We start from the raw sequence: 24,520 nt of genomic DNA on the forward strand, positions 1-24,520 counted from the left end.
TAATTAATTACTGCGGCTTTGCGGGGCCGCTAGCGGGTTTTGGCCGAATCTAATAATTCGCCGTCCTTGCACGTGAGCACGCGGTGCGGATATTTTTCAATTAATTGAAAATTGTGCGTCGCCATTAAAATAGCGGTGCCGGAATTATTTATTTCGCCGAACAACTGCATGATGCTGGCCGACACGTCGGGGTCGAGGTTGCCCGTGGGTTCGTCGGCGAGCAGAAGCACGGGCTCATTTAGCATGGCCCGGGCGATAACGACGCGTTGCTGCTCGCCGCCCGAAAGGCGGTGCGGCATGCGGTTGGCGGCGCCGTTGAGGCCCACTTGGGTCAGCACGTCGCTGATGCGCTGTTGCTTTTTAGCCTTGCCCTTCCAACCCGTCGCGTTGAGGACAAACATCAGGTTTTCGGCCACCGAACGGTCAGACAGCAGCTGAAAATCCTGAAACACGATGCCCAACCGCCGGCGCAGATACGGCACTTTGCTGGCCGATAATTTCGGTAGCGGAAAGCCGGCCACCGTGCCCATGCCGCTTTGCAAGGGCAAATCGGCATACAGTGTTTTCAGCAGCGACGACTTGCCGGAACCCGTGCGGCCCACCAAGTAGACAAAAGCGCTTTTCTCGAGCGAAAACGTCACTCCCTGCAATACCGCTTGCTGCTCTTGCATAATGGTGGCATCGTGCAGCTCAATAACGTTTTCGGACATAGGAACTCCAATATTTAGTGAAGCCTCGTTTGCGTTGCTCCAACAATTATCGTTTAACCAAATTTCAATTACCGTGGGCCCTACAAATTCAAGGGCCGCAGCTTGCCAAACTCTAATTCTGAGATTACCGCTGCCAGTTCGGTCTCCTTGCCCTCGAGGCCGTAGCGGTGCAAATCCTTCAGCGGCCGGTCGGCCCGAAAGTAGGCAATGAGCACAAACGCTTCGTCCCGCAGCTGAATGTAATCGGGGATTTTAGCCTTGCCTTTTACTTTGATGATGTACATTTTTCGGGTTGTGAGGTAAAAGTCGGGAGTTATGAGTTGGGATTATGAGTGCTCGGCAAACCGGGTACGAACTCATAACTCCTGACTTTTAACTCATAACTCAATTACGAGTTAACCTTCTTGTGGTCGGCCAGGAAAGTAGCCAGGCCTTGGTCCGTGAGCGGGTGCTTGAGCAAGGCGGTGATGACGTTGAGCGGGCAGGTCACCACATCGGCGCCAATCTCGGCGCACTGAATGAGGTGCGGCACGTGGCGTACCGAGGCCGCCAGTACTTCGGTGGGGTAGCCGTAGTTGCTGAAAATCTGCACGATTTGCTCAATCAACTGCAAGCCGTCGTGCCCGATGTCGTCCAAACGGCCCACGAAAGGCGACACGTAAGTCGCACCGGCTTTGGCGGCCAGCAACGCCTGACCGGCCGTGAAAATCAGCGTGCAGTTGGTTTTAATGCCTTTATCCGAGAAGTACTTGATGGCTTTGATGCCGTCCTTAATCATGGGCACTTTCACCACGATGTTGGGGTGCAGCTCGGCCAGCGCTTCGCCTTCGCGGATGATGCCTTCGTAATCGGTGGCAATGACTTCGGCCGACACGTCGCCGCTCACCAACTCGCAAATTTGACGGTAGTGCGCCATCACATTGTCCATGCCGCGGATGCCTTCCTTGGCCATCAGCGACGGGTTGGTGGTTACGCCGTCGAGCACGCCCAGCTCTACTGCTTCGCGAATGTCGTTGAGGTTGGCGGTGTCAATGAAGAATTTCATGAATGGGGCGGTTGGCGGTTGGCTAGTTGCGGTAAGGGCTTATTCACCTGAAGGCCATCTGCTCCGGGCCAATGGCGGGGAACGAAAAGCGAGCAAAGGCAAAAAAGAATCGGCCCCAAAGCTACTCATTGGGCCGCCATAATGCGGAACAGAGCAGCGCCGGGGCCGACACGAAAGGGCAAAAAAAAGCAAGCCAAAATCGCACCGCTACAACCACTTACCCTTGCTACCTTCCGGTCCTGGGGGAGTTCAGCGGGAGCTGGTCGTTCTGACTTGCCGTTGCAAAGGTAATCACAGATTACTGGGATTTTCTAGGAGTCATTGGGTTTTTGTGGCGGACTGTGGCCTCAGCGCGGCGGTTTTGCGGGCTAACCGGTTGATTTCAGACATCCTACCTGGGCTGGACTTCGTGGCTAAAAAATGCCCCTGGTAAGGGTGTTGTCTATAAAAACCAGCGAATGCGCCGCCAATTCGCATAATTCCGTGAGTAGCTTTGCGGCATGGAACGACTTATCATTCTGGATTTCGGCTCGCAGTACACGCAATTGATAGCCCGGCGCATCCGCGAGCTGCACGTGTTTTGCGAAATTCATCCCTACACCCACGCCCCGAACCTCGTTCTGACCGACGATATTCGGGGCGTTGTTCTTTCCGGCTCGCCCTGTTCGGTGCGGGAGGAAGGCGCCCCCAACCCCGACCTGAGCCACTTGCTGGGCCACGTGCCCGTGCTGGGCGTGTGCTACGGCGCGCAGCTGCTGGCCCAGCAGGGCGGCGGCGACGTCACGCCGGCCACCATCCGCGAATACGGCCGCGCCCGCCTAGCCGAGCTCAACGACGAGTCGCCGCTGCTGCAAGGCATGCACGCGGGCTCACAGGTGTGGATGTCGCACGGCGACACCATCCAAACGCTGCCCAGCGGCTACGACATCATTGCCAGCACCCCCGAAGTGGCGGTGGCTGCCTTCAAAATTCAAGGTCAGGACACCTACGGCATCCAGTTTCACCCCGAGGTGACGCACTCCACTCAAGGCAAGCAGCTGCTGTCCAATTTCGTGGTCAACATCTGCCAGTGCGCCCAAACCTGGACGCCCGACCACTTCGTGGATTCGGCCGTGCTGGCTCTGCAGCATACCATTGGGCCCGACGACCAAGTGATTCTGGGCCTCTCCGGCGGCGTCGATTCCAGCGTAGCGGCCCTGCTGCTGCACCGCGCCATCGGGCCGCGGCTGCACGGCATTTTCGTGGATAACGGGCTGCTGCGCAAAGACGAGTTTGAGACCGTGCTGAAAGCCTACGAAGGTCTGGGCCTGAACGTGACCGGCGTGCGCGCCGCGCCCGAGTTCTACGCCGCGCTCACGGGCCTATCTGACCCGGAAGCCAAGCGCAAAGCCATTGGCCGCACCTTTATCGAGGTGTTCGACCGCGAGGCGCACAAAGTGGAAGGTGCCGCCTGGCTGGCCCAGGGCACTATTTATCCCGATGTGATTGAATCGGTTTCGGTGCACGGCTCCTCGGTTACTATCAAGAGCCACCACAACGTGGGCGGCCTGCCCGACGACATGAACCTGAAAGTGGTGGAGCCGCTGCGCATGCTTTTCAAAGATGAAGTGCGGGAAGTAGGCGCCGCGCTGGGCTTGCCCGGCGAGATTCTTAACCGCCACCCGTTCCCTGGCCCGGGCTTGGGCATCCGCATTCTCGGCGACATCACTCCCGAAAAAGTAGACCTCTTGCAGCGCGCCGATGCGGTGTTTATCAACCTACTAAAGGAGCATGACCTCTACTCGCACGTGTGGCAAGCGGGTGCCATGCTGCTGCCCGTGCAAAGCGTGGGCGTGATGGGCGACGAGCGCACCTACGAGCGGGTAGTAGCCCTGCGCGCCGTGACCAGCGTGGACGGCATGACCGCCGACTGGGCCCACCTGCCCTATGAGTTTCTGGCCGAAGTGAGCAACAAAATCATCAACCAAGTTCGCGGCATCAACCGCGTGGTATATGATATTTCGAGCAAGCCCCCGGCTACGATTGAGTGGGAGTAGCGTAGCTCTCTGACTATTTTTTGAACGTCATGCTGAGCGTAGCCGAAGCATCTCTACCGGGCAAGTAATCCATTTACTATTGCGGTAGAGATGCTTCGGCTACGCTCAGCATGACGTTCTACTTTTACGGTCATACCCTGACAATTCCTGTAAATAATGCGCTTTCATTGCCTGCAACACTTGCTCAATGAGGGGCCCGGCCACGCTGCTGAGTGGTTGTTGGCTAATGGCCATTCGCTCACATTTACGCGCTTTTTCGAGCCGAATCCGACACTGCCTGAATTGAGTGAATTCGATGGACTCCTAATTTTGGGTGGGGCCATGAGTGTGCACGACGAAGCCGCTTTTCCCTGGCTGGTAGAGGAAAAAGCTTTTATCCGAGAAGTACTGCGGGCGGGCAAAGTGACGCTGGCTATTTGCTTAGGCGCACAGCTAGTAGCCGAGGCTCTCGGCGCGGAAGTTCGGCCCAACCACGAGCCAGAAATTGGCTTCTGGACCGTGCGCTTTTCAGCTAAGGCGCTCGAACACCCGTTGCTGCGCGGCTGGCCTGAAAAAGCGGCCGTGTTGCACTGGCATTTGGATACGTTCACGGTGCCGCCGGGTGCCATTCGGGTCGGCATGTCGGCGGGCTGCGCCACGCAGGGTTTTGTGTGGGGCGACGGCATCATCGGCCTGCAATTTCACCCCGAAATGACGGTGGAAATGGTGGAGCTACTCATCGAGTTCGAAGGCCACGAAACTGCTGAGGAACAGCAGTTCGTGCAAACCGCCGAGCAGATTCGCGCCAAGCTAAAATCGGTGTGGAAAGGGCGCAAGCTCTTGGAGTCGCTGCTGGCTAACTTGGTAGCGGTGCACGAAGGCGAACTGGATTTGCTGGATAGTTAAAACCCTTTGGGCAGCTCAATTCCTTTGATTGTTTTGTAGAGACTGAGTGCGTTTTGGTCGGTCATGCCCGCCACGAAATCGGTGAGCAGCAGGATTTTTTCATAAGCAGCAACCCCGGCCTGCTTTCCTTCGGCCCGAAATTGCTCCGGTAGCAACAGCAGGAGCTTGCGGCTGCGGTGCCCGTGGCTTGCGTCAAAAACGGCGCACAGGAAGGCATCGAGCAAGCCGCCGAGCACTTCGAAGCCGGCCGCTTCAATCTCCAGAACGGGGCGGCTGCGGTAGAGTTTTTCAATGCTCAGGCGCTGCACTTCCTGCAAATCGGCCCAGCAGACTAACTCTTTGATAAGCGGCTGGTCGTACTCGCCGCGCAGGATGGCGGGAGCATGCTTGGCAAACAGAGTGGCGATTTCGGCTACCAGCTTGCCGATGAGGCGGGCGCGGATGTAGCCCAGTTCCTCGCGCCAGTCGTGCCACTGCACGCTGCCCACGCGCCCGGCCGGGTCGTTAAGCATCTTTTTGAGGAGCGGCAACCCGACTTCGGGGGCAATCAGGCCCAGCTTCAGGCCGTCTTCGAAATCGATGATGCGGTAGCACAAATCGTCGGCCGCTTCGACCAGAAAGGCCAGGGGGTGGCGGTGGTAAAAACCACTGTCGGCATCTTTGGGCAGCAGCCCCAGCTCGGTGGCTACGTGCTGGAAACGGGCGCTTTCGGTTTGGAAATGACCGTATTTCTTTTCCGACGCGCCGCCTTTTTTGAGGCTTTCCGCCACGAGGCTGGGCTTGGGGTATTTGGTGAAGGCGCCCAGCGTGGCATACGTCAGGCCCAGGCCGGCCGTGCCGGTGCTGTGGGCCGCATACGTGTGCGTGAGAATGCGGAAGCCGGCCGCGTTGCCTTCAAAGTGCTGCAAATCGGCAACTTCGGCGGCCGTCAGATTCTCCAAATAGGGCTCGGCGGCCGCGCTGGCAAAATAGCTGCTGATGGCGTCCTCGCCGGAGTGCCCAAACGGCGGATTGCCAATGTCGTGGGCCAGACAAGCAGCCGCCACGATGTCGCCGCAGTCCTGGTCGAAATTCGGCAGCAGCTGGGCCAAGTCAGCGTCGGTTTCCAGCAATTGCCGGGCCGCCAGCCGGCCCAAGGAGCGGCCCACCACGGCCGTTTCGAGCGAGTGGGTGAGGCGGGTGTGCACGAAGTCGGTTTCGGGCAGGGGCATCACCTGGGTTTTGCGCTGCAGGCGCCGGAACGCAGAGCTGAACACCACCCGGTCGTAATCGGCCACAAAGGCGCCCCGGACCAACGTTGCACTCGGCGGCGGCAGCTGCTGGTCGGGGAAGCGGCGTTGCGAGAGCAGACGAGGCCAGAGCATGGAATCCATTCGGGTGTGGCTGGGAGGATAAGCGAAGCGTAAAAATCAGGTACTGCAAAGCGGCTACTGGGCCAACTTATCGCCCAACAGCTTGAAAGGATTGGCTTCGTTGAGGTTCAATACGAAGCGAATGCGGTCGGTGAAATCTGAAAAATTGCTGGGGAAGCCGTTGTCGTACTGCGAGCCGGCTACGGGCACATAGAATTCCAGGAAGTTGCGGACGACGGGCACCACGAAGCCCGCATCGTAGAAAAACCGCTTAGAGGTGCCGTTCACAAGCTGCTGCTCGGCGGTGGCGCCCAAGTCGGCGAACACCGCTAGGCGCGTGATGGGCAAATCGGCCTGCAGGTTGAGGGTGCTGAGCCACTGGGAGCTGAAAGCGGGCACGTAGGCTTTGAAAGCCCCGTCGCGGTTGTCGGTCTGATGAACCTGCGCTTCGAGGGAATTGGAAATCCGTTGGCGGTCCAGGAAAGCCGATTGGCGGCGGTAGTCGGGGCTGCCGCTCAGGCCCATGACGAAGGCGTTGTTGTCGGACTGCATCACGAAACGTCCGCCGAACAGCCGCGCGCTGACCCGCTTTTTGGGCGAGTAAAACCGCTCGTACGTCGCGTTGGCCCGCACCAGCAGGGCGGTGCCGCTCAGCTGGCCTTCGCCGGGCAGCCGCTCCAGGCTGTTGATTTCTACATGGGCCGTCCACTTTTGCAGGGCATTGCCGCCGCGCACGCCGTACTCGGCCGTCAGGACATTGGTGAGGCCCCGGTCCTGGTCTTCCACCGACGTGAGGGCCAGCTTTACCTGCTGTTGCGGGTAGTCGTAGGCCGTGTGTGGCAGCACCACCGTCACGCTGGGTTCCAGTTTCAGGTAGCGCTCGAAGCGTTGCAGCGTAAGGCCCGTGATGACCTGCCGGCTAAAACGAGCGGGCAGCACATTCAGGTTGATTGCGGCAATGCCGTTCAGCTCGTTGCGGCTGAAACTATACATCGGCATGGCCAAGTACTGAATGGTTTTGGGCGCCAATAAGCCGTTGTAGAACGCCGCGCCCAGCATGAACTTATCCGACGTATTGGCCCCAATCACCGGCAGCCAGTTGATGGCCGACCGGTCCCAGCGCTCCACGCTCACCAGGGGCTGCAGGCGCACGGGCTCCCAGCGGCGGAAGTTGCCGCCGCCCAGTGCCAGCCGGTCGTCGCGGCGGTTGAGCTGGGGCGTGAGGTATTCGGCATCCACCACCACGGCCGTCACGTTGGCGAGGCGGAAGTTGAGTTGGGTTTCGGCATCGTCCTCGGGGTCTCCAAAAGGCGGCGTCCACTGAGTTTCAAGTACCTTGCCCTGCGCGTCGACGGTGGACACGGGCACGGCCCACAGCACCGGCGACTCGGTGCGCACCAGCACCTTCACCACGTCGCCAATCTGCTGGATGGCAAAAATATCGGCGTTGTATTGGCGCGTGTTGGTCAGCATCTCGCGGAAAAACCAATCCAGCTTCTGGCCCGTGCTTTCCTCAAAAGTCGCTTCCAAATCTTCGGGGTAGGGGTGCTTGAACTGCCACTTGGTGTAGTAGGCATTCATGGCAGCGTCAAACTTCTCCTGGCCCAGGTAGCCCGCCAGGTACTTGAACTGCGCCGCGGTTTTGAAATACACAATTACACCGTAGTTCACCTTGCCAAACTGGCCGGAAGTGGGGCCCTGAATGGGTTGGTCGAGGCCGCGGCTGGCCATGGCCTGGTAGGGCAGTTGGTTGAGCGCGTCGCCGGGCAGGCGCTCCACGCCCAGCGCTTTGGTCGCAGCCGGGCTTTTATAGACGTCCTTCAGAATGCCGGCTTGCGGATTTTCGCGGCCTTCAACCCGGAATTGCAGGTAGCTGTTCATCCCCTCGTCCATCCAGGGGAAATCCCGCTCGTTGCTGGCCAGAATGCCGTAAAACCAGTTGTGGCCCACCTCGTGCACAATGGCATCGGGCTGGGTCACGGTCACCATCGGATATTCCATGCCGGCACCGGCGCTGAGGGCGCCATCTACGGCCGTAGCGGCGGAATACGGGTATTCGCCCACCCACTTCGAGTAGTAAGTCAGCGCGTCATTTACGTCTTGCAGCCCTTTAATCCACTTCTCGGGGTTGCTGTTGGTGAACAGGGCCCACGACGTCACGGCTTTGCCCGACGGCAGTGTCACGCCGCTTTTGAGCACGTTGAAGCGCTTATCGGCAAACCAGGCGAAGTCGTGAATGCGGTCCTGCTTGTAGCGCAGGCTTTTGGTGGTGGGCTCAGAAGCCGGAAAGCTCAGGTCCTTGCCGAAATCTTTGGCAGTTTTCTTGACGGCCGTGGCGGTGGCCAGGGCATCCATGCGGGCCAGCTCGTCGGGGTTTTGCAGCTCGCCGGTGGCGCCCACGGTGTAGTTCGTGGGCAGCGTAATGGTAACATCAAAGGAGCCGAATTCGGAATAAAATTCGCCCTGGTCGAGGTAGGGCATGGGGTGCCAGCCGCGCCGGTCATACACCGCCGGCTTGGGGTACCACTGCGTGATTTGGTAGCTCTGGCCCACGTGTCCCAGCCGCGAAAACGACGCCGGCAGCTTTACCCGAAACGGCGTGCTGATGGTGGCACTGGCACCCGGCGCCAACCGCTCGGGCAGCACCAGCTTGGCAATATCGGGGTTCAAGGGGTCAAACTCCAGCTTCGCCGCCTGGCCGTTTACCTTGAAATCGAGGCCATCGATAAAGCCCCGGTCCTCGGCTTTGGCGAACTGAAACTTGCGTTCCCCGTTGCGCAGCTGTTGCTTGGCAAAGGCCGTGGTATTGTCGCGGTAGGCGTTGGGCCAGAGGTGAAACCAGATGAAAGAGAGGGCCGCCGGCGAGTTGTTGACGTAGGTTAACTCCTCGCGGCCCGTGAGTTGGTGCGCCTTGTCATCGAGCGTCACATCGATGGAGTAATTGACTTCCTGCTGGAAATAAGCAGCAGCGGTGGGGCGGGTGGGTTTGGCCGGCTGGGCCAGCACCAGACCGGGCAACAATGCCAGCAGCCCAGAGAGAATCCGTTTTGTCATAGTAAAAGCAATGAGCCGGTAGTAGCGCCGCGCTCAGGCTGCGAAGCTACGGCGCGCTTACGAACCAACTCGGCATTCGCGCTTGGCCTTGTGGCTTTGCGCTACCTTGTTCCTGCCCCCAACGAGACTAGCCTAGCCAACCAGCTGCAACCCATGCAACGCCCGCCTTTCCCGCATCACCCAGCGTTGTCGGATGACACGATTTTGCTGCGCCAAATCGCGCCGCACGAGGTTTCGCAGCTTATCGACATTTCCTTTTACGATGCCAAGCAAGCCACAACCGTTGACCAAGCGGCCTCCATGCTGGCCAGAATAGCCGAAGATTACCGCGCCGGAAATACCATTCACTGGGGCATTGAGGACAAAGCCACCCACCGACTGGTCGGCACCTGCGGTTATTACCGCGGATTTGAAAAGGAGCGGGGCGAATTGGGCTGCGTGCTACTCGAGCCGTTTCGGGGCCAGGGCTACATGGCAAAAGCCCTGAAGCTGGTCATAGAATTTGGGAAGAGCGAGCTGGCCCTGAAGGCGATTGTGGCCATAACCTCCCGGCAAAATCGCCCGGCAATTCGCCTTATGGAAGGTCTGGCATTTCGGGAGGCAGCAACATTGCCGGACGGCTACGTCGAATACATCTATCCATTGGAGACCATCTAATAATGGTATTGACGCAGGGTTAGCGCAGTTCTTCCTCGTGCGGGCGGCCCAGGAGCCGCACGGTCCCGTAGCCAATCAACAAAAACACGCCAAATACCACCGTCACGCCCCAGGTGCGGGGGTAGCTGAAGGGGTTGACCAGCCGGTTCAGGATGTCGTAGAACAGCGTGAGCGGGTTGGCCAGAATATCCCAGGAATTAAAGCGCAAGTAGCGCCCCAGATAGATGCCAAAGCTGCTGAGCAACAGCGCCACCGTGGCAAACACCCAGCCGGGCCAGCGCCCCAGGCGGCGCTGCACCAGCGTGTGCATGTCGAGCAGAGAAGCGTAGGCCAGCATCAGCCCGTTCCAGGAGCAGCTCAGAATCAGGGCCAAATCGTACCAATACGGGACGCCGGGCCGGATTTCGAGGTGGAATAAATCGGTGACGAGGTAGGGCGCGTTCGGAAAAAACAGTAGCCACACGGCGCCTACCAGCAATATCAACCAGGGGCGGGGTGGGTTGGCCGCCAAACTCAGGGCCGCACTTAGGCAAAAGGGGAGGGCCGCCAGAAACAGATTCCAAAGCAGAAATATGAACTGCAGCTTGCCCGTGAGCAGTACCCGCCCACCAATCAACACAAAGCTCAACCCCAGCGAAAGGGCCAGCACGAAGAACAGCGGCAGGCGACGGCGCAGGGCAAGCGAGGAGATGGCCATGGAGTGCGAAGATAACCGGAACGCCGACCCGGGCGGGGCCATTCAGCGTACTGCGGAGTTTAAGGGCCGGGTAGGCGCGCCGCTCGGCCAGTTCGCTGCTGGCGAATCACTTAATGAGAAACTGTCATTTTCAACGCCCCCTCGACTACTATTGGTGCAGGCGCGGCACCCAGCGCTGGGCTGTGGGGCCAGCTATCCGGTTGGAAAGTTTGCTGCGCTGCCTGCTTGCTGTCCCGCGTACCTTTGTGCAAATTAAGGCTAAGTCTGGCTTTTTGGGTTTCCTAGATGAATCATAAATCTTCTGTGTTGGCCGGTTTGGCGGTGATGTTGCTACTCGCTTGCCCCGCGTGGGGCCAGGCGCCAACCAAACCGAAAACCACCGGGCCAGCTACCAGCGCTGTTTCGCCCGACGCGCGCTACCGCAACGGCAAAGCCCAGCTCGACCAAGGCAAGTACCAGGCGGCGCTTAAAGAATTGGAGCCGTTGGCCCAACCCAGTGCCCGCTTCGCGCGCGCCGCCGATGCCGCCTACCTCAGCGCCGTAGCAGCGGCGCGCCTCAAAGCATGGCCCGAGGCCGAACAGCTGCTGAACCTGCTCCGGACCGAGTACCCCACGTACCCCAACCTGCCCGATGTGCTGTTCCTGCAAGGGCAGGTGTCGTTTGAACAAGGCGATTACGACACGGCTCTCAAGACGCTGGCGCAATTGCCCGATGCGCGCTTGAACCCCGAGCGGGAGCTCATGAAGGCCAATTACCTTAAGCGCATCACCGACCGCGGCACGTGGCAGCGGCTGCTGCGCCGCTACCCCGCCGACTCTACCGTAGGCCGGGCCTACGCCGACCGGCTGGTATTCGGCGGCGCTTTCAGCGAGGCCGACCGGCCCCAGCTCGACGAGTTGGTCGCCAAGTTTAACCTCGACCGCGTCCGCTACAGCCCGCCGGCGCGCGTGGCCAAAAAAAGCACCTACAACGTGGGCGTGCTCTTGCCCTTCGAACTGAACGACCCGAGCTGGCAAACCCAACGCAAAAATCAGTTTGTGACCGACTTATACGCCGGCCTGCGCCTGGCGCAGGACAGCTTGCAGCGCACGGGCCGCACCCTGCAGCTGTTTGCTTACGATACCGGCGCCGATACCCTGACCCTGAAGCAAGTACTGGCGCAGCCCGAACTGGCCAGCATGGATTTGCTCATCGGCCCGGTGTACAAATCGGGGGCGCGGCTGCTGGCTCGCTACGCCCGCGAGCACCAGATTGTGTGCGTAAACCCGCTTTCGGAGGATGGTGATTTGGTGCTCGATAATCCTTGGCATTACTTGTTTGGCCCCAGTGTGGCTACGCAGGGCCGGATGGCGGCACAGTTCGCAGCCAGCGCATTTGGTACGGGGCGGCCCGGCGTTTTGCTTCACGAGGACAACAAGGACGACGCCGCCTTTGCCGCCTCTTACAAAGCTGCGTACGAGGCGCAGGGCGGTAAAATCAGCCTTCTGCGCCGGTTCAGTCCCGACGTGGATGAAAGCCTGAACGCAGCCTTCGCTGGCCTCGACCTGCCCAATGTCAGCCACGTGGTGGTGATGTCGGAGCACCGCCGCACCGGGCCATATGCCATGAACATCATGCAGCAGCAACCCGCCGCCAAGCGTCCGCCGCTGCTGTGTCCGGGTTCGTGGCTCGATAATGTGCGCCTGGATGTGCAGCAGTTCAACAACGCCAATGTGTACCTCATGCACCCGAAGTACTTCGATGACCAGGCCCCCGGCTACCGTCGTTTTCGGCAGCTGTACTTGCAACGCCAGCGCGTGCCGCCGTCCATGTACGCCAACCAAGGGTTTGAAATGCTGCTGTATTTCGGTTCGGCTTTGTTTCAATACGGCCCAGCATTCCAAACAAGCCTAGCCAGCGCGCCCGCCGTGCCCGGGGCCGTGTTTGAAGGCCAGAGCTACGGGGGCGGGGCGCACGATAACCAAGTGGTGCCCATCGTCAAGCTCACCAATCTGGAAACGCAGGTGCTGCGCTAGTCCTTCCAAAAGACCGTGTTGCTTTTGAGGGTTGGTTGGCACCAATTCTTAATCAAGCAGCCGGTTCTGGGATTGAATATCGAATGTAAACCAATGACTACAAATACGCTAATGCTCAACCTCTCAACTTCCGCTGCCCTTTTCGAACGAGCCAAAACCCTGATTCCGGGGGGCGTTAATTCGCCGGTGCGTGCCTTTCGTTCGGTGGGTGGGTCGCCCGTGTTCATGCAAAGCGCCCAAGGCGCTTGGCTCACCGACGTGGACGGTAACCAGTACGTTGATTTCATTAATTCCTGGGGACCGATGATACTGGGCCACGCGCCCGAAATAGTGCTCGACGCGGTGCGCCAGGCGCTGCCTAACTCCCTCAGCTTCGGGGCTCCCACGCACCGTGAAGTGGAGATGGCCGAGCTGATTCGGGCCATGGTGCCCAGCATCGAAAAAGTGCGCCTGGTAAATTCCGGCACCGAGGCCTGCATGTCGGCCATCCGGGTGGCCCGCGGCTATACGGGCCGCGCCAAAATCATTAAGTTCGAAGGCTGCTACCACGGCCACGGCGACGCCTTTCTGATTGCCGCTGGCAGCGGCGCCCTCACCGCCGGTGAGCCTGATTCGGCCGGCGTGACGCGCGGCGTCGCCCAAGACACCCTCACTGCGCCCTACAACGACCTGCCGGCCGTGGAGGCCCTCATTTCAGCCAACCCTGACCAAATTGCTGCCCTGATTCTGGAGCCCGTTGTGGGCAACATGGGCCTCGTCGCGCCCGCCGAAGGCTTCCTCGCGGCCCTGCGCAACTTGTGCACCACGCACGGCATCGTCCTGATTTTCGACGAAGTGATGACCGGTTTTCGCCTCGCGCCCGGCGGTGCGCAGCAGCTCTATGGCATCAAGCCCGACCTTACTACCTTGGGCAAAATCATCGGTGGCGGCCTGCCCGTGGGTGCCTACGGCGGCCGCGAAGACATTATGAATCAAGTAGCCCCGGCCGGTAAAGTATACCAGGCCGGCACGCTTTCTGGCAACCCCATGGCCACGGCGGCGGGCATGGCCCAGCTCCGCTACCTGCACGAACATCCCGAATTGTACCGCGACTTGGAAGCAACCAGCGCCCGCCTCGCCGACGGCACCCGTGCGATTGCCGCCGAACTCGGTCTGCATTACACCGTGAACCGCGTGGGCTCCATGTTCAGCCTCTTCTTCACCAGCGAACCGGTGACCAATTTGGAAGATGCGAAAAAGTGCGATACCGCCGCCTTCGGACGGTATTTTCATGCCATGCTCAACCGCGGCATTTACTTGGCGCCCTCGCAGTTCGAAGCCCTTTTTGTATCCACGGCCATCACCGATGAATTGGTGGAGAAGTACCTGAACGCCTGCCGCGAATCGTTGGTGGAAGCTCACAGCCTGTAGACTCCCCGGGGCGTCACGCCACCAGTAAGTCTCCTTCAGCTGCCATATCTTGGTAATTAATGCGCCGGAAAACTTAATTTCCGCCTTGTGAAACCGTGCGCCCAATTAATCCGCGACCTTTGCCCCATGCTAAAACTTCGCCTGCTAAGCTTTTTTCTGCTCCTCGCGGCGCTCGCCCACGCTCAAACGCCTGCCGAAGCCAACAAGCGCCTTTTCGATAAAACCATTGACGAGCTGAACTTCCGCACCATGGAAACGGTGTACGATAAGTCGTTCACGCGCGGCAAGTTTCCGCTCACGCTTCGCACCGCCGCGGCGCGCCGCAGCTTCGATGAGTTCGGCAACAATGCCGGCCTCAAGCAGTTGTTTATGAACTACAACGGCATTGCCGAGCGTTACAAGAACCGTTTCGGCAATGGCCCCAATACGCTGGCGGAGTTCGAAAAGCAGTTGAACTCCGTGTTGTTGGACAAGAACTTCGAGTTCTTCATTCACAACCTGCCCCGCGATGAGCGGGTAGCACTGGTGCGGGCCGAACAGCGCCTCATTCAGCAGGCCTCGGCGCAGTTTAATGCCTCCGGAGCGGCCACCGATGTCGCCGCGACGCCCCTATCTGACGTGGAGGCTCAGCCCGAAACGTCTCTTGCGGCTCCGCTTACCACGCACGACGACGAACTGACTACGGCCTCGACGGAGGAGGAGCCTCTTACCACCTCCGCCGCTACGGATGCCAGCCCAGGACCGCGACACGACTGGGTCGACTACTTCACGCTATTCTGTAGCATCGCCAGTGTGGTTATGCTTTTGAATCTGATGACCAGCGTGCTCCCAACCATGAGCCGCCGCATCAACAACCTCGCCGCGGAGCCCGAGCCCGAACCCGAACCCCGCACGTTGGCGAGCCGCTTGCGTCCCAACCGCTCGCAGGAGCTGCGCGAAGACCGCTACGAAGAGGACGAAGACGACTACGAACCCACCGGCCGGGCCCGTGGCCACGACGACGATTAATCACTGAATTTGCACCTGTCGAGTAGTTCAGCACCCAAATTCCAGCCCCACCCGTTCCAATAATGATTCTTACCGACCAGCAAATCCTCGCGGAAATCGAAAAAGGCACCATCATCATCGAGCCCTACGACCGCAGCTGCCTGGGCACCAACTCCTACGATGTGCACTTGGGCCAATACCTCGCCACCTACCGCGACGAGGTACTGGATGCCCGCAAGCACAACGAAATCGACACATTTGAAATCCACGAAACGGAAGGATTTGTCCTTCAGCCAGGCAAATTATACCTTGGCGTGACGCAAGAATATACCGAAACCCACGCCACCGTTCCCTTCCTGGAAGGCAAGAGCAGCGTGGGCCGTTTGGGGATAGATATTCACGCCACCGCTGGCAAGGGAGATGTGGGATTTTGCAATCATTGGACGCTGGAAATCAGTGTGTCAATGCCCGTGCGGGTGTATCGGCACATGCCCATCGGGCAGCTGATTTACTTCATGGTGCAGGGCGATGTGACTACATTCTACAACCGCAAGCAAAGCGCGAAGTACAACGACCGCACCGACAAACCGGTGGAGTCGATGATGTGGAAAAACAACTGGTAGAAGAGCTGGCAGGTACTGGCAAGTCGAGCTAAACCCGAACCGAAACCGTGTTTTCATCGTTTAACAAGCTAGCCAGGCCCCTTTCGATTGGCCCGGTCCTTGCGTAAGTGTTACCAAAACCCTACGACGATGACTATGAAAACCGCTTTTGCTGCCCTGACTCTTGCTCTTTTCGCCGGTGCTGCTTCCGCGCAGCAGGCTCCGCTGGCTTCTGTCGTTCAGCCCCGAGACAAAACCCAATCCAGCCCCCGCCTGAACCCCGTGGAGGCCCGAGCCGACCGATTGAGCAGCCACATGGTGCGCTCGCTTCGGCTCAATGGCTACCAAGCCAGCAAGCTCCGCGCTATCAATGCCGATAAAGTAGCCAAGATGGCGGCCATTGAGCGCAAAAACGCTGGCAACCAGCGTCTCATTGACGAGCAGTGCAACGGCGTCTGCAAGGAGCGTGACCGCGAATTGCTGGCCGTGCTAAGCAACGACCAGTACAGCAGCTACTACGGGGCTCGCTCCACCTATTATAAGTTCGACAAGGATTACGCGTCGCAATCGGCCAGTATCTTGTTAGCTGACGCTGTGCAGAACCCTGCGCCCGCTCGGGCCAACGACGCAGTAGTTGGCCCAGCTAAGACCAAGCCGGCCAACCAGCCTTCTGGTAACCTGGGCCGGAACGCCCGCTAATTACCCGCAGTCGTCGGCGTAAGCCATTACAATAAAAGCCCCGTCGCAATGCGCGACGGGGCTTTTTTGTGCGCTTAAAAACTACCGGCCTTGTTCCTGCTTGTCTAGATAATCAGATAATTCCTTACACAAGGCCCGCATCTTGGCGGCCATTTCCTTGTCGTCGGTAGCGGTCACGATGTTCTCGGCCATGGAGCCAATATTGTCGACGCAAAACCGCTTCATCTCGTCTACCGGCATGTCTTTGGTCCAAAGGTCAATCTTCATGGTGCCCACTTGTTCGCGGTCCCACAGCGCAATGTTGATGGCTTTGGCAAAGTGAATATCCGGCCCCGCATCGGTGGCTGACCAGCTGATGGCCTCGGGAACCTTGTTTTCGTCGAGGGCAATGCTGAAGCGAATTTCTGATTTTTTCATATAGGGTAAAAATGTGTCATCCTGAGTGCAGCGAAGGACCTTATCGCGCTTGAACAAGTTGTTCGACGGTGATAAGGTCCTTCGCTGCGCTCAGGATGACAGTTTTAAAAACAAAAGTTAAACGTAGTTATTCAGCATTACTGGCATTACCAGCATCAGAATGTTCTCGTTGTCGTCGGCAGTAGTCGGCATGAGCAAGCCGGCCCGGTTGGGCGTGCTCAGTTCCAACGTAATGTCCTCCGAATCGATATTGGACAACATTTCGAGCAAGAAACGAGCGTTGAAACCAATTTCCATGTCCTCACCGTCGTACTGGCAGCTCAGCGTTTCCTTGGCTTCGTTGCTGAAATCCAGGTCTTCGGCCGACACCACCAGCTCCGAACCAGCCAAGCGTAGGCGCACCTGGTGGGTGGTTTTGTTGGAATAGATGCTGATGCGACGCACCGAATTCAACAGCTCGGCGCGGTTGATGATGAGCTTGTTGGGGTTGCTCACCGGAATCACATTTTCGTAGTCCGGGTAGCGCTCGTCAATCAGGCGGCACACGAGGCGCATCTGATTAAAGCTGAAGAAGGCGTTGCTCTGGTTGAACTCCATCTTCACCGGCGTGGCCTCGGAGGGCAGCGTGCCTTTCAGCAGGTTAAAAGCTTTGCGCGGGATGATGAGGTTGGCCGTTTGGCCGGCGCCCACGTCCTGGCGGCGATAGCGCAGCAGGCGGTGCCCGTCGGTGGCCACGAAGGTCACCTGCGAGTCGGCCAGCTGCACCAGAATGCCGGTCATGGCCGGGCGCAACTCGTCGGTGCTCACCGCGAAAATGGTTTTGTTGATGGCCCGGGCCAGCGACGACGACGGCATCTCAATCGGGGCCGAGCCCTTCACTACTGGTACGCGGGGGAAGTCGGCGGCATTCTCGCCGGCCAGCTTGTAGCGACCGTTGGCCGAGCTGATTTCGATGGTGTAGGTTTCCTCGTCCAGTGTGAAAGTCACGGGCTGGTCGGGTAGGTTCTTCAGCGTATCGAGCAAGATGCGGGCGGGCGCTGCAATGCGGCCGGTGTCGCGGGCCTCCACGGGCAGTTCAGTAATCATGCTCGTCTCCAGGTCGGAGGCAGTGATGGTGAGCTTACCGGCCTCAATCTCAAAGAGAAAGTTCTCCAGGATAGGCACCACGGGGTTGTTCGTAACCACGCCGTTGATGCTTTGCAGCTGCTTGAGCAGCGCGGAGGACGAAACAATGAATTTCATAAGAAAGGCCTTGGTTGAGGTTGGGGGAGGGCAAAGATACGCGGCGGGGTTGGGCTTTGGAAGGGCAGCCGGGATTTGTAAACGGCGATTCTGGCAATGCCGTTTCTTTGGAGATACGCTGGATATTCAACAAGCTAAATTGTGCTCACCATGACTAAAGAAGAGGTATTCGAAGCAATGAATACTTTGCCCGAAAAGCTTGACCTTAATGCCTTGGTTGAGCGCCTTATCAGTCGTTGAGAAGGTTGATAAAGCCTAGCAGTTATTGAGCGGGGAGAGTCTATAACGCAGGAAAAGGTAGAGCAACTGCTGAAGTAATGGCGCAAGTAGTTTGGTCTATGCGCCTAGCGGCGATTGGCAGGGGCTGCGAGATTGTTTTGAGCCAGTATGTCCAAAATTTGTTGGGAAGCTAATGTGCCAGTTACTCAGCCGTATGCAGATGCTTGCTGATTCCGAGCAAAGTTGCCTTGTGATTCTAGAATTTGACAATGCGTAGTTGCGACAAGTCAGCTTTGAGAGCTAATGCAGGAACTCTAGGTCTTGAGCCAATGGAGGAGTGGCGCAACCATCAAAAAAAGTACTAATGCTATTCCGATGGCTGCTATTGCATTGATAAATAGAGCGCTTCCTGCGTTTGCATAGCTGTTCTCGTATTCTTTGATGAGTGCTTCTTTCACTCGCATGTTGTTCTGGTATCGTAGCCACAGATACGCAAAGCCTATCGGAGTCAATAGCAACCTGGTGATTGTTTCCTCGACGATACCTCCGAAAATGTCCACCATTCTACTGTGCTTAGTCTTGTTAGAGTGCAGTGTTAAAATACACTAGTTATGCCCCAAACCCCGCATACCGCCGCTTGCGCCGCCACGCCCGCACAGCCCCAAAAATCCCTAACAGCATCAGCGGCGCACCGAGGTTTAGCAACTGCCAGCGGCGGCGCTGTTCGGCTAGCTTGACCTTATCCAGAGGACGCAGGGTGATTTGCTTGCCGCGCACGGCGATGAGGCCGGTTTCGTCTAGCAGGTAGTCGGTGGCGTTCATCACCAACTCGCGGTTGGCGAATTCGGTGTTGGCGAGGCGGTCGAATCCGAGACGGAATGGATTGCCGGTTTTGGGGTCAATTTCGGAGCGGATGAAGTCCCCATCGGCCAGCACCACAATTTTAGAGGGTTTGGCGTTGGCCGGTTTCTCCGGTTGAAACTGCAGAGTGCCAGGCCGGGCGCGGTTCGCGAAGAGCGATGTGAACTGGCCTTCGAGCAGGTAGCCCACCGGCTGGAAAGCCTTCTGGTAGAGCTTGGGGTTGGGTTCGAGGCGGGCGTCGTTGAAGTTGATGGGCACCGGGGCGGGCAGTACGCGGGTATAGCGCGAGGTGGTGAGCAGCGCCGTTTTGCGGATGCCAATGGCCTTCACTGTGTCGAGGTTGCCCGTGAATTTAAGGTACACCGCATCCAAGTTGCGGGTGATGGGGTGGGCGCTGAATTTATTGATGAGCGGGTAGAGCTGCCAGGGCATGGGCTCAATCTTGGGCTTGTTGCCGTCCATGCCGGTCACGAGCGGAATTTGGCCGCTGTTGAGGTCGAGCAACAGGTTTTGGTTCAGGCGCAAGCCGTATTTGAACAGCAGGTCGTCGAGGTTGAGATTGTAGGGCGTGGCCAGCGCCACGCCATTGCGGGCCACGCTGTCGAGGTCCACCCGCAGCGCATCGACGAAAAACAGCGCCCGGCCGCCCTGGGTGATGAACTGGTCGAGCTTGAATTTTTCGTCCTCGGTGTAAGGGGTTTTGGGCTGGGCTACAACCACGGCATCAAGTGTGCTCAGGTCCTTTACCTTACTGAGCGTGACGCGAAAAACGTCGTACTGCTGCTGCCAGGTACCGAGCATGTCGCCGGCCTGTATGTTGCTCAGTTCGCCGTGGCCCTCTACCACGCCGATGCGTTTGCGCAGGGCCGGCACCAGCGTTCGGATGGTACTGGCCAGCTCATACTCCAGGCCCTCAATGCTTTGGTTGAGGCGCACATCGGCCGATTCGGCTTGATTGCCGCGTAGCAACAGCACGTTGCGGTCTTGGCCGCCTACACTGACGACGGCGTAGGGAAAGATGATTTTCTCCACGCGCTTGCCGTTTTCGGCGGCGCCAAGGTTGGTCGGCTTCAGCCCTTTTTTGAAAAGCGTGGTGTAGAACTGATTCCGGGCAGCTTCGGTGCTGGACGCGCTGGGGTCAATGAATATGTAATTTAGATTGGCACCGCCGTAGACTTGAAATTCATTCAGCGTTTCGCGCACGCCCTGTTCGAGGCGGCGGAAAGCCGGCGGGAAGTCGCCGGTGAGGTACACCGTGATGGTGACGGGCTGCTTGAGGCCGCGCAGCAGCGTTTTGGTAGCCGGCGACATGGTGTAGCGCTTTTCCTCGGTTAAATCGAGGCGGAAGAATAAGCGCTGCGCCGCAAAGTTCAGCAGCAGCAGCCCGACGACTACGGCGGCAAAAACAGACAGGTCGCGCTGCTTGCGCGAGGCCGCAACCGGGGCTGCGATGGGCGAATCGGGGAGGGTATTTTCCATTACCAGTTTCGGCTCCGTAAGGCCAGCCGCGTGGCTTGTAAGGCCACTGCCACCACGCTGAAAAAATAAATCAAGTCGCGCGAGTCCACCAGGCCTTTGCTCAGGTCGCGGTAATGCGCGGCAATGCCCAATTGGCTCACGTAATAGGCGGGGCTGCCTTCGAGCACCGAGGCCAGCGAATCGAAGCCCGAATAAATCAGAAAACACCCCACCACGGCCATCAGAAACGCAATAATCTGGTCGCGCGTGAGGGCCGAAGCCAGCACGCCAATGGCCGCAAATACCGCCGCCAGCAGCGCCAGGCCCAAGTACGAGCCGACGGTAGCGGCCGAATCAATGTTGCCTTCGGGACTGCCCAGTTGGTACACCGAGAAATAGTAAAGCAGGGTGGGAATCAACGCCAACAGCGCCAACAGAAAGCAGGCAAAGTATTTACCGCCAATGATTTGCCAATCGGTCAGCGGCCGAGTCAGCAGCAGTTCAATGGTGCCGACTTTTTTCTCCTCCGCGAAGGTGCGCATGGTGATGGCCGGAATGAGAAACAGGAATATCCAAGGCGCCAGCGAAAACAGGGTTTGGAGGTCGGCAAAGCCGTAATCCAGCACGCTGCTATCGGGAAATACCCACACGAATAGGCCGGTTGCAATCAGGAATACGCCCAGCACCACGTAGGCAACCGGCGAATTCAGGAAGGCATTAAATTCTTTTTGAAGGATGGTGAGCATATGTTAGAACGTCGCATGGCAGGACCGTCATGCAGAGCGCAGCGAAGCATCTCGCGTGCTGTAACTAATTAGCGACTTCGAGCGAGATGCTTCGCTGCGCTCTGCATGACCGGCCAATTTTACTTCGTCAATTCCCCGAAAACCTCTTCCAAGCTCTGCTGCTCCTGCCGCAGCCCCAGTAGAATCCAGCCTTCCTGCCCCGCCAGGCGCGACACGGCCGCACGCACATCGGTGCCGGGCGCAGCGCGCAGCAAGACCGCGCCATCAGGGGCGGCTTCCACGTGCCGCACGCCGGCCAGTTTGCTCAGTTTGGCAGTATCCACCGGGCCTTCGAACTCGGCGCGCACGATGGTTTCGCCGGCGGCCCGGGCGGCCAGCTCGGCCACGGGGCTGTCGGCCACTAGCTTGCCCCGGCTGATGATGAGCACACGGGAGCACAGTGCCGTGACTTCGGGCAGAATGTGGGTGCTGAAAATGACGGTTTTGTCCTCGCCCACTTCGCGGATGAGCTGGCGAATTTCCAGAATCTGGTTGGGGTCGAGGCCCGTGGTGGGCTCGTCCAAAATCAGCACCTCAGGGTCGTGGATAAGTGCTTGGGCCAAGCCTACCCGTTGCCGGTAGCCTTTGCTCAGCGCCCCAATTTGCTTGTTTTGCTCACGGCTGAGGCCCACGCGGCGCACCAGTTCGCCCACGCGGGTGCGAAGCTCCCGGCCGCGCAGCCCGTGCACCGAGCCAATGAATTCCAGGTACTCGTGCACGTACATGTCGAGGTAAAGCGGGTTGTGCTCGGGTAGGTAGCCCACGTGCTGCCGCACCGCCAGGCTTTCGGTAAGCACGTCGTGGCCGGCCACGCGCACGGTGCCGGCGGTGGGAGGGAGGTAGCCGGTCGCAATTTTCATCGTTGTGCTTTTGCCCGCACCATTTGGCCCGAGGAAGCCCACGATTTCGCCCTTACCCGCCGTGAAGCTGATGTTGTCCACGGCGTTTTGGGTGCCGTAGGTTTTGGTCAGGTTTTCTATTTCTACCATGTAGTGATTGTGGGTGCGGGCTTGGGTACGCCCTTACTTTTTGGGTTGCAGCGGGCGCATTTCCACTTCCACCACGTGAAAGTTGAAGGGCGTTTCCAACGAATAGATAATGAAACCGGCAATGTCGGCCGGGCTCATCATCGAATCGTTGGCCGTGGTGCCGGGAATGTCGTCAAAGAAGTTGGTTTGCGTCGAGCCGGGGCTAATACACGTCACCTTGATGCCATCGTTCCGCACCTCTTTGAATAGCGACTGCGAAAAACCGCGCACTGCAAATTTGCTGGCGCAGTAGCCGGCCATGTTTTCGATGCCGGTGGTGCCTGCAATGCTGGCAATGTTGAGGATGTGGCCAGCCTGCTGGCGTTTCATGTGGGGCAGCACGGCGCGCGAACAAAAGAAGGTGCCATGCACGTTGGTGTCAAACATGAGCTTCCAGTCGTCGGTTTGGAAGCCGTCGACGGGGCCGGCAATGCCCAGGCCGGCGTTGTTTACCAGCACATGAACCTCGGGGCCGAGCTCCCGCAGCGTATTGGTGAGGGCTTCGGCCACGGCTACTTCGTCGCGCACATCGCACTCAAAAAACTGGAACCGGTCGTGCGCAAGGCCCTGGGGGGCGGTGCGGCCCCAGCCGGCCACGGCCGCGCCGCGGGCCAGCAAGGCCTCCACCGTTGCGCGCCCGATTCCTTTGCTCGCGCCGGTGACGATGGCGACTTTACCCGTGAGGTCCATTTATCTTTGAAAAAAGTAAGAATGCAAATGCGCTATACGAGTTTGCGGCCGCAAGTTAGCGGCACGGGGTGGTTTGGGGGGATGGGCTGGCTTGTGCGCGCCGGTTGGGGGCTAAGTCTGGCCGCGAGCTTGAGCACCTGCCAGCCCGGCCACGGCGGCGACTGTCTCAAAAGCACCGGCAAAATCATTACCGAGCGGCGCGATGTGGCCCCGGGGCTGGTTTCTATCACGGCATTCGATAACGTGGACGTGCGCATTGTGCAGGATACCGAAACCTACGCCGAAGTGCGAGCAGGCGAAAACCTGATTGGAGACATCGAATTTACCCGCAAAGGACCCAGCTTGGAAATCGCCAACACCAGCAGCTGCAACTGGGCCCGCAGCTACGACACGCCCCGCGAGGTAACGTTGCACGTGCCGGCCCTCACCGATGTGTTTCTGCGCGGGCAGGGCAACGTGAGCACGGCCGGGGTATTTGAAAAAGATACCATCTTCTTCCACTTAATCGGGGCCGGCGACTTCGACCTGAACGTGAAGGCTCACCAGGTATACCTCGACTTGTACGAAGTGGGCGATGTGAACATCCGCGGCACCACCGATGGCTTCAACTTTAACCTGGGCGGCGGCGGCCGCCTATTTGCCCAGAATCTGGATACGCGCCGCTGCTACTTCAACCTAACCAACTTCAGTGACGGTGACGCCCGCATTCGCGCCACCGACGCCGTGGGGGGCACAGTGGCCGGCACGGGCACCCTGTATTACAGCGGGTCGCCGGGCTTCGTTGACATTAAAGTCACTGGCTCGGGCAGTGCCCAGCCTAATTAGGAAGCATTATCCAACACGGGGAGCTGAATCAAAGCAATGTGTATTCAGCGCCAAGGGCGCAATGGGTTACATCACTGGCTTGGGTTTTCGGCCCGTACTAACTACCCCAAGTCGCCCAACTGTGGCCGTATCAACAACTCCTCAATCACAGCGTGCGGGGATAAAGAATACGCCGAAAACACCGCTTCCGCCACGTCTTCGGCTTGCACAAACCGTCCGGCCGGCAGGTCCACGCCGGCCCAACTGGCCGTGAGCGTGGGTCCGGGCAGCACTGCCGTCACGCGCACGCCAGCGGGCTTGAGTTCTTCGCGCAGGTTGCGGGTAAAGCCCAGCAAGGCGTGCTTGGCAATGCCGTAGGAACCGCCGTTGGGGTAGGCCGTGATGCTGGCCGTGGAGCAGATGCTGAAAATGTGGCCGCGGCCCTGGGCAATAAAGCCCGGCAACAGGGGCAGCGTGACGTCGTAGGCACTTAGCAGGTTTACGGCCAGCATCTGGCGCAGCTGCGAGCCGTCGGCGGGTTCGTCCTGCAGCCGGCCGGGGACGAAGGCGCCGGCGTTGTTCACCAGTACTTCCACGGGCAGACCCAGGGCCAGCACAAAGGCGGCGAAGCGGGCGCAGTCTTCGGCCACGCTGAGGTCGGCGGGCAGGGTGTGCAGCACCGCGCCGGGAACATCTGCCTGCATCGCGGTTGTGAGGGCAGTCAAATCGGTGGCCGAGCGGGCGCAAGTGGCCACTGGATACCCGGCTCGCAGAAAGCGCGACACTACGGCCCGTCCAATACCTTTGCTGCCGCCGGTCACGACAATAATTTTTTCGTTCGTTTGCACTGTCAGCACGTCATTTTA

The 24,520-nt window shown here is 59.0% G+C and carries 22 protein-coding genes and 1 other RNA gene; 9 read left to right on the forward strand and 14 right to left on the reverse strand.

Going from position 1 to position 24,520, the window contains the following annotated elements; all coding sequences use genetic code 11:
• Positions 1 to 29 precede the first annotated feature (29 nt).
• From I2I05_RS08205 to ffs, 4 genes are all read right to left on the reverse strand, one after another.
• On the reverse strand, positions 30 to 710 hold the full coding sequence (locus tag I2I05_RS08205; protein ID WP_196281753.1) for a cell division ATP-binding protein FtsE: 681 nt from the start codon (positions 708 to 710) through the stop codon (positions 30 to 32).
• Positions 711 to 790: 80 nt separating this feature from the next.
• Positions 791 to 994, reverse strand: coding sequence for a fructose-6-phosphate aldolase (locus I2I05_RS08210; RefSeq protein ID WP_196281754.1), 204 nt, complete (start codon positions 992 to 994; stop codon positions 791 to 793).
• A gap of 104 nt (positions 995 to 1,098) precedes the next feature.
• Positions 1,099 to 1,755, reverse strand: a complete 657-nt coding sequence (fsa, locus tag I2I05_RS08215) for a fructose-6-phosphate aldolase (RefSeq protein ID WP_196281755.1) — start codon at positions 1,753 to 1,755, stop codon at positions 1,099 to 1,101.
• A 182-nt stretch (positions 1,756 to 1,937) separates the two neighbouring features.
• Positions 1,938 to 2,035, reverse strand: an RNA gene (gene ffs, locus I2I05_RS08220) — signal recognition particle sRNA small type.
• Positions 2,036 to 2,255: 220 nt separating this feature from the next.
• Between ffs and guaA the strand changes: the two genes are divergently transcribed.
• On the forward strand, positions 2,256 to 3,791 hold the full coding sequence (guaA, locus tag I2I05_RS08225; protein WP_196281756.1) for a glutamine-hydrolyzing GMP synthase: 1,536 nt from the start codon (positions 2,256 to 2,258) through the stop codon (positions 3,789 to 3,791).
• A gap of 156 nt (positions 3,792 to 3,947) precedes the next feature.
• Positions 3,948 to 4,676 (forward strand): type 1 glutamine amidotransferase, encoded by a 729-nt coding sequence (locus I2I05_RS08230; protein WP_196281757.1) that lies wholly within the window; start codon positions 3,948 to 3,950, stop codon positions 4,674 to 4,676.
• On the opposite strand, the gene dgt is transcribed toward I2I05_RS08230, so the two are convergent.
• Both dgt and I2I05_RS08240 read right to left on the reverse strand, forming a co-directional pair.
• The gene (gene dgt, locus I2I05_RS08235) at positions 4,673 to 6,040 is read right to left on the reverse strand and encodes a dGTP triphosphohydrolase (protein WP_230688224.1); all 1,368 of its coding nucleotides are present in this window, start codon (positions 6,038 to 6,040) and stop codon (positions 4,673 to 4,675) included. The two genes, I2I05_RS08230 and dgt, sit on opposite strands and share 4 nt — an antisense overlap.
• A 63-nt stretch (positions 6,041 to 6,103) precedes the next feature.
• Complete coding sequence (locus I2I05_RS08240) at positions 6,104 to 9,082, reverse strand: M1 family metallopeptidase (RefSeq protein WP_196281759.1); 2,979 nt, start codon at positions 9,080 to 9,082, stop codon at positions 6,104 to 6,106.
• A gap of 153 nt (positions 9,083 to 9,235) precedes the next feature.
• Between I2I05_RS08240 and I2I05_RS08245 the strand changes: the two genes are divergently transcribed.
• The gene (locus tag I2I05_RS08245) at positions 9,236 to 9,739 is read left to right on the forward strand and encodes a GNAT family N-acetyltransferase (RefSeq protein ID WP_196281760.1); all 504 of its coding nucleotides are present in this window, start codon (positions 9,236 to 9,238) and stop codon (positions 9,737 to 9,739) included.
• Positions 9,740 to 9,758: 19 nt separating this feature from the next.
• On the opposite strand, the gene I2I05_RS08250 is transcribed toward I2I05_RS08245, so the two are convergent.
• The gene (locus I2I05_RS08250; protein WP_196281761.1) at positions 9,759 to 10,436 is read right to left on the reverse strand and encodes a DUF1361 domain-containing protein; all 678 of its coding nucleotides are present in this window, start codon (positions 10,434 to 10,436) and stop codon (positions 9,759 to 9,761) included.
• A 285-nt stretch (positions 10,437 to 10,721) separates the two neighbouring features.
• On the opposite strand from I2I05_RS08250, the gene I2I05_RS08255 reads away from it, so the two are divergent.
• From I2I05_RS08255 to I2I05_RS08275, 5 genes are all read left to right on the forward strand, one after another.
• Positions 10,722 to 12,452, forward strand: coding sequence for an ABC transporter substrate-binding protein (locus I2I05_RS08255; RefSeq protein ID WP_196281762.1), 1,731 nt, complete (start codon positions 10,722 to 10,724; stop codon positions 12,450 to 12,452).
• Between the two features lie 111 nt (positions 12,453 to 12,563).
• A complete protein-coding gene (gene hemL / locus I2I05_RS08260) occupies positions 12,564 to 13,862 on the forward strand; it encodes a glutamate-1-semialdehyde 2,1-aminomutase (protein WP_230688225.1) in 1,299 nt (432 codons plus the stop codon).
• Positions 13,863 to 13,988: 126 nt separating this feature from the next.
• On the forward strand, positions 13,989 to 14,870 hold the full coding sequence (locus tag I2I05_RS08265) for a hypothetical protein (RefSeq protein ID WP_196281764.1): 882 nt from the start codon (positions 13,989 to 13,991) through the stop codon (positions 14,868 to 14,870).
• A 62-nt stretch (positions 14,871 to 14,932) separates the two neighbouring features.
• The gene (gene dcd / locus I2I05_RS08270; RefSeq protein WP_196281765.1) at positions 14,933 to 15,472 is read left to right on the forward strand and encodes a dCTP deaminase; all 540 of its coding nucleotides are present in this window, start codon (positions 14,933 to 14,935) and stop codon (positions 15,470 to 15,472) included.
• 135 nt (positions 15,473 to 15,607) lie between these two features.
• Positions 15,608 to 16,150 (forward strand): hypothetical protein, encoded by a 543-nt coding sequence (locus tag I2I05_RS08275; protein ID WP_196281766.1) that lies wholly within the window; start codon positions 15,608 to 15,610, stop codon positions 16,148 to 16,150.
• Positions 16,151 to 16,231: 81 nt separating this feature from the next.
• Here the strand turns inward: I2I05_RS08275 and gldC are convergent, their stop codons facing one another.
• The 6 genes from gldC to I2I05_RS08305 form a co-directional block, all read right to left on the reverse strand.
• Positions 16,232 to 16,567: a gliding motility protein GldC gene (gene gldC / locus I2I05_RS08280; RefSeq protein ID WP_196281767.1), complete on the reverse strand. Its 336-nt coding sequence runs from the start codon at positions 16,565 to 16,567 to the stop codon at positions 16,232 to 16,234.
• 117 nt (positions 16,568 to 16,684) lie between these two features.
• Positions 16,685 to 17,809, reverse strand: coding sequence for a DNA polymerase III subunit beta (gene dnaN, locus I2I05_RS08285; RefSeq protein ID WP_196281768.1), 1,125 nt, complete (start codon positions 17,807 to 17,809; stop codon positions 16,685 to 16,687).
• An 828-nt stretch (positions 17,810 to 18,637) separates the two neighbouring features.
• Positions 18,638 to 20,368, reverse strand: coding sequence for a gliding motility-associated ABC transporter substrate-binding protein GldG (gene gldG / locus I2I05_RS08290; protein WP_196281769.1), 1,731 nt, complete (start codon positions 20,366 to 20,368; stop codon positions 18,638 to 18,640).
• Entirely contained in the window at positions 20,368 to 21,093 is a 726-nt protein-coding gene (gene gldF / locus I2I05_RS08295) for a gliding motility-associated ABC transporter permease subunit GldF (RefSeq protein ID WP_196281770.1), read from the reverse strand. Before gldF ends, gldG begins: the two co-directional genes overlap by 1 nt.
• Positions 21,094 to 21,212: 119 nt before the next feature.
• The gene (gldA, locus tag I2I05_RS08300; protein WP_196281771.1) at positions 21,213 to 22,121 is read right to left on the reverse strand and encodes a gliding motility-associated ABC transporter ATP-binding subunit GldA; all 909 of its coding nucleotides are present in this window, start codon (positions 22,119 to 22,121) and stop codon (positions 21,213 to 21,215) included.
• 33 nt (positions 22,122 to 22,154) lie between these two features.
• Entirely contained in the window at positions 22,155 to 22,850 is a 696-nt protein-coding gene (locus tag I2I05_RS08305) for an SDR family oxidoreductase (RefSeq protein WP_196281772.1), read from the reverse strand.
• A 21-nt stretch (positions 22,851 to 22,871) separates the two neighbouring features.
• On the opposite strand from I2I05_RS08305, the gene I2I05_RS08310 reads away from it, so the two are divergent.
• Positions 22,872 to 23,675, forward strand: coding sequence for a GIN domain-containing protein (locus I2I05_RS08310; protein WP_196281773.1), 804 nt, complete (start codon positions 22,872 to 22,874; stop codon positions 23,673 to 23,675).
• A 101-nt stretch (positions 23,676 to 23,776) separates the two neighbouring features.
• On the opposite strand, the gene I2I05_RS08315 is transcribed toward I2I05_RS08310, so the two are convergent.
• Positions 23,777 to 24,502: an SDR family oxidoreductase gene (locus I2I05_RS08315; protein WP_317192333.1), complete on the reverse strand. Its 726-nt coding sequence runs from the start codon at positions 24,500 to 24,502 to the stop codon at positions 23,777 to 23,779.
• Positions 24,503 to 24,520: the final 18 nt, after the last annotated feature.

Origin of the sequence: Hymenobacter jeongseonensis (assembly GCF_015694725.1) — a bacterium.
In the GTDB taxonomy this organism is placed as follows: Bacteria; Bacteroidota; Bacteroidia; order Cytophagales; family Hymenobacteraceae; genus Hymenobacter; species Hymenobacter jeongseonensis.